We start from the raw sequence: 5,096 nt of genomic DNA, 5'->3' as shown, positions 1-5,096 counted from the left end.
GCGCAGTGATGTCTTTTGCGACAACTCTATTTCACAACTCCAGTCTTCATAAGCATACATACCTGAAACCAGACTTACTTTAATTGATATGTACATACTTTCCTCATTTGCCTAACGCCCAATTAAGGGGTGAGCAACGCTACCACCCAACCTAAGGCATTGTACCGTAACCACTAAAGTTGAAGTAGAAGCAAAAATGCCAAGCGTTGGGAATCCCTCTTAAATTGTTTGTTATGTAACAATTTTACGCGTATTGGTAGACATGATCTGCGTACAAATGACCACCGATTTCATAAGCTTGAGGCACTATCCTATCGAGTACAAAACCCACTTTTGTAAGTACCTTTTCGGAACCAATGTTACCCTCTGTGACAACTGCACTGTATTTAGCGATGCCAAACTCTGACATTGAATAATTTATGAGAGCTTGCAGTGACTCTGTACCATACCCGAGTCCATGATATTCGGGCAAAAACATAAACCCAACTTCAGCAACAGAATCGTTAACACAAAAACCTGTTATACCTACTGCTTTGTCCGTTTTGGACTCGACAACAACCAAACATAGCCAATGCTTCGACTTTACAAACCAAGGTACTAATCGAGATTTAAATTTACTCTCAATTTCTGACTTTGGCAGTTCATCGAAACAAAGTGAAATGACACTAGGATTCGTATGGAGTTGCAGAAATAAAGGCCAGTCATTTTCCGATAATGGCTTCATCTGCAGCCTTTCAGATACTACTTCCATTTAGCTGAACTCTCCTTGTTACATAACGCCGCATTAAGTGGTGAGCAACGCAGACCACTGCACTTAAAGTATTGTACCGTAAACACTAAATCCAAAGTAAACCAAAAATGCCGAGCGTTGGGAATCCATCTTAAATGCTTTGTTATAAGCGTACTCGAAGCGCCCTACTTTCCCTTTGCTTGTGCGTAAGGATTTGGTTTTTGTGGTTCTAACGATGATTTCTTTGGTTTGTACTCAACGTCTCTGACAGGTTCTAAGTCCGGCTCCCACGGATTGAAGCCACCAGAAAAATTACTATTTGAACCACTACGCTTGAGTTTTTGTGTACGACCACGCTCATAATCGTCAAATTCTGAAGAGTCTTCAGGATATGGATTTACATAATCGGAATGAAGACATGATTTAAAGCCCTCTTCATATGCTTTAGTTCCCATAAAAATTTCCCTATTTTTTATTAGCTTATAACGCCCAATTAAGTGGTGAACAACGCACTGACCAAGTCGCTGCATTGCACCATAAAACACTTTACTCAACGCATAGTAAAACTGCCACGCGTTGAGAATCCACTTGAATTGCTTGTTATGTGAATTTTACCGTGAATTCAAAGTAAACCACCGTAGAAATGAAGAGATTTTAATAAGTTACGTGAAAAACCAATACTTACCAAAACCTAAATTTCACAGCGATCTTAGCCAAAGAGAGCCACTTGCAGAATCAACAACAAAGAAAGCGCCCTTTCAGCCACAACAAAACCTTTTGCTTCACCAGACTTTTAGAGCTGAGCTTCAGCAAGAGAATCAGTCAAAAAGACATTTCAATTAAAGCGATTTAAAACCTACAAAACTCAACACAAACCAGATCCAAAAACCAATTGAGGCAACCAAAGAACCTTGAAAACGATCAATCTCAGGTTGTTCAAGAATCCATTTCGACTAAGCCAACCTGCCGAAAACACAGAACGAATTCTCAATGAAATCGTAGCTTTGACCTTAAAAACTCATCAAACACATAACGCTGCGTTAAGTGGTGAGCAACGCGACCACAATCCTAAACCATTGCGCCTTAAACACAAAACTCAACCTAGAATCGAAACTCCCAAGCGTTGGGAATCCGTCTTAAACGCCTAGTTAGCTGCTGCACTGTAGCTAGCAAATTACGCCAAAATGCCTAATTTGAAACACATTATTGCTTTCAAACGGCAAAGTAAAACGGACAGCTGTGAAATTAAAACCTAATCCACGAAATGCGTTTAGCAAAGAAGAAATGGCCGAGGAAATCACCATTCCTGAGCATGATAATTTACAAAGAATTCTATCGGAAAAGCCAACGACAGAGCACACGAAACGAATTTAGACATTCATGAATTTCAACACCAAAGAAGCCGCGCCAACGAACTTAACAAACACAACACTTCCCGTAAGCAGACTTTGTTAAGTTCAAACACTTCCCGAAAAGTGCCACTGGCGAGATAGTTGAGAAGCTGAGATTTGTCCGGTGTGTAGCTAGAAAACTAAAAGCCTTTCCACCCTAAATTCACCGTTTTTCTTAACCCCAGCTAACGCCGCGTTAAGGGGTGAGCAACGCAGAGCACTATACTAAAAGTATTGTGCCGTAAACACTTAAGCTGATACAAATTAAAAACGCCAAGCGTTGTGAATCCGCCTTAAACGCCTTGTTAGCTTCGTAGCCCATTGTTTCAAAGGATTTTTAACCATTTTCTTGAAAGGTATTTTACGCAAAAGCATCACACAAACACACGTCCAACGGCAAACGCTGTGACGTTGGTTGCCAAAACTCAAAACGATCAAGGCTAAGTTGGCCACGGTTAAGAGGCCACTTATGGCGAACCGAGATTTATTAGAACGCGAAGTTTATGACGTACTTTAATACTGACAAATTTAAATTTAAATGCAATGGTTTTTACAACTTAAATCTCATATGTGAAAAATTGGTTTGTTATTTTTTGCAAAAGCATTAAATGGAACTAGATTTATATTTGCCATACAACCCTATAAATTAAGGATATAATCATGGGAAAATCAAAATCTATTGCAGATGAAGCAAAAAAAAATCAAGAATTTAATGATTTCTTGAAACAAAAAGACAGTGAACTTGACGAAAGGTTAAGCTATTTAAAAAATGAAGTTAGTTCTTCATTGGAAAAGTATTACTCAAGTAATAAATGGGGAAATAGCCCAGTACTTACTTATGCTAACAAAGACTGGCAAACGACATCATCATGGAGTTTAGATAATGTAATTAAAATAGTTAGGGAAATTGGTTCTGCTATTTCAGGAGGAAATGCTTCAGATCTTCCTGATGGGAACGAAACACCACCAGACCCCGAAACATCTAATAAAATCAAAGACAATCAACCGGCTATCAAGAATAATATTAAAAATATCGAGGAAACAGCAACGTCTCTAGTATGCGGTATTATGCAAACATTTAAGCAAGTGAACGCTATAACTTCAAATCAAGTCGTCCGAGACATACCTCTTGGTTATGGTTTACACTTATTTTTTGGTATGGATGTGTCTGTTTATTCACGGAAAGAGTTTTTTTCTAATGATTTCATTCAGCAATACTCGATGTTTTTTACAGTTAGATACTCTCTTGATGAACAAATATCTCAAACAAAGATGGACATAGCAAATACTCTTCAAACTCAAATTGAAATAAACAATAAATTGATAAATAAAAACTCTGAAGTATTCAAAGAAAATGCTACTAAGGCAATTGAAGAATCTAATCCTGAGATGTATCAGTCGGCAGAAAAATTCCAAAAATTAGTTGCCACAAACCTTGATGATAGTAATAAAGAATTGCTAAAACAAATGAATGAACTGGTTGAAGAGCACCTAAATGAAATGAAGTTGGCATTCAACCAAAAACTAAAACTTGCCCTAGCATAAGTTTTTCATTGATTTCAGTAGAGATTGACTCAAGTCAATAACTATTACAATGTCAGCTAGGAGTATAATATGACAGAGCAACGAATCAAAAATTATTTGTTAAAATACACATTAATGCAACGAGCAGAAGCTGATTGTGATATTCAGTTTGGCATGGAATTTCATTTATTTCACAATAAAGAAAAGCCATTAATGCAATTAATTTTCCCCGCAACTTCCGTTGGAAGTAATGTTGCTAAGCAATGGAACATTGATAACCATTGCGAAGGCCATACTCCTCAGGATCTTATATTCAACAATGCTAAAAAAGGGACTATTTTTGACACGCCTACGGAAATTTCTAGGAGAGGAAAAGGAACAATATGGACTGATTTCGCTGTCTTTTCAGTAGATATCGAAAATAGCACAGTACACAAAAATGGCGTTAAATTCGGTTACAAAATTGACACAAATGCTGAGGTACCCATAACTAAAATAAGAGATATGCAGGAAACCAATATAACAGAGGAGCAAAAAGAACTAGTTATATCTCGCTGCCCTTATATATCCTTTAGCTGACATTATGTGTGACAACTAACGTTGATGGTACATTGATGCTATAGGTATATAGTGTCAATGTCGCCATTTATTATCAGTTTAAGGTATTGATAGATTCAAGAGGCTTTGTTTCCTAAATAAGGAAACAAAATTATAATAGGTAATGGTCAAGTAAAATTTGGCCATTACATCATTACATACTAAAAGCCAAATTTTCAGAACTGTTGAACTTAAACTATTACGGGCGCAGCCTTTAAGAAGCTAACGCCGCGTTAAGTGGTGAGCAACGCGACCACAATCCTAAACCATTGTGCCTTAAACACAAAACTCAACCTAGAATCGAAACTCCCAAGCGTTGGGAATCCGTCTTAAACGCCTAGTTAGCTGCTGCACTTTCGCTAGCAAATTACACCAAAATGCCTAATTTGAAACACATTATTGCTTTCAAACGGCAAAGTAAAACAGACAGCTGTGAAATTAAAACCCAATCCACGAAATGCCCTTGGCAAAGAAGAAATGACCGAGAAAATCACCATTTTTAAGCATGGTAATTTGCAAAGAATTCTATCGAAAAAGCCAACGACAGAGCACACGAAATGAATTTAGGCATTCATGAATTTCAACAGCAAAGAAACCACGCCAACGAACTTAACAAACACAACATTTCCCGTAAGCAGACTTCGTTAAGTTCAAACACTTCCCAAAAAGTGCCACTGGCGAGATAGTTGAGAAACTGAGATTTGTCCGGTGTGTAGCTAGAAAACCGAAAGCCTTTCCACCCTAAATTCACCGTTTTTCTTAACCCCAGCTAACGCCCAATTAAGTGGTGAACAACGCACTGACCAAGCCGCTGCATTGCACCGTAAAACACTTTACCTGACGCATAGTAAAAC

At 37.9% G+C, this 5,096-nt stretch carries 5 protein-coding genes and 1 pseudogene; 3 read left to right on the top strand and 3 right to left on the bottom strand.

Annotated elements, in window-relative coordinates; all coding sequences use genetic code 11:
• Positions 1-244 precede the first annotated feature (244 nt).
• The gene (locus AACW06_RS18690) at positions 245-751 is read right to left on the bottom strand and encodes a GNAT family N-acetyltransferase (RefSeq protein ID WP_017049015.1); all 507 of its coding nucleotides are present in this window, start codon (positions 749-751) and stop codon (positions 245-247) included.
• A 164-nt stretch (positions 752-915) separates the two neighbouring features.
• The gene (locus AACW06_RS18685) at positions 916-1,185 is read right to left on the bottom strand and encodes a hypothetical protein (RefSeq protein WP_192076222.1); all 270 of its coding nucleotides are present in this window, start codon (positions 1,183-1,185) and stop codon (positions 916-918) included.
• Between the two features lie 784 nt (positions 1,186-1,969).
• On the opposite strand from AACW06_RS18685, the gene AACW06_RS18680 reads away from it, so the two are divergent.
• Positions 1,970-2,104 (top strand): hypothetical protein, encoded by a 135-nt coding sequence (locus AACW06_RS18680; protein WP_272956772.1) that lies wholly within the window; start codon positions 1,970-1,972, stop codon positions 2,102-2,104.
• 378 nt (positions 2,105-2,482) lie between these two features.
• On the opposite strand, the pseudogene AACW06_RS21115 reads toward AACW06_RS18680, so the two are convergent.
• Positions 2,483-2,587, bottom strand: a pseudogene (locus tag AACW06_RS21115) (DUF645 family protein); the annotation flags it as partial.
• Positions 2,588-2,781: 194 nt separating this feature from the next.
• Between AACW06_RS21115 and AACW06_RS18670 the strand changes: the two are divergent.
• On the top strand, positions 2,782-3,666 hold the full coding sequence (locus tag AACW06_RS18670) for a hypothetical protein (protein WP_192076221.1): 885 nt from the start codon (positions 2,782-2,784) through the stop codon (positions 3,664-3,666).
• Between the two features lie 69 nt (positions 3,667-3,735).
• Positions 3,736-4,224 (top strand): hypothetical protein, encoded by a 489-nt coding sequence (locus AACW06_RS18665; RefSeq protein ID WP_192076220.1) that lies wholly within the window; start codon positions 3,736-3,738, stop codon positions 4,222-4,224.
• Positions 4,225-5,096 lie beyond the last annotated feature (872 nt).

Origin of the sequence: Vibrio sp. S12_S33 (assembly GCF_963889785.1) — a bacterium.
GTDB lineage: Bacteria > Pseudomonadota > Gammaproteobacteria > Enterobacterales > Vibrionaceae > Vibrio > Vibrio aestuarianus.
This window is presented reverse-complemented; position numbering and strand designations above follow the sequence as displayed.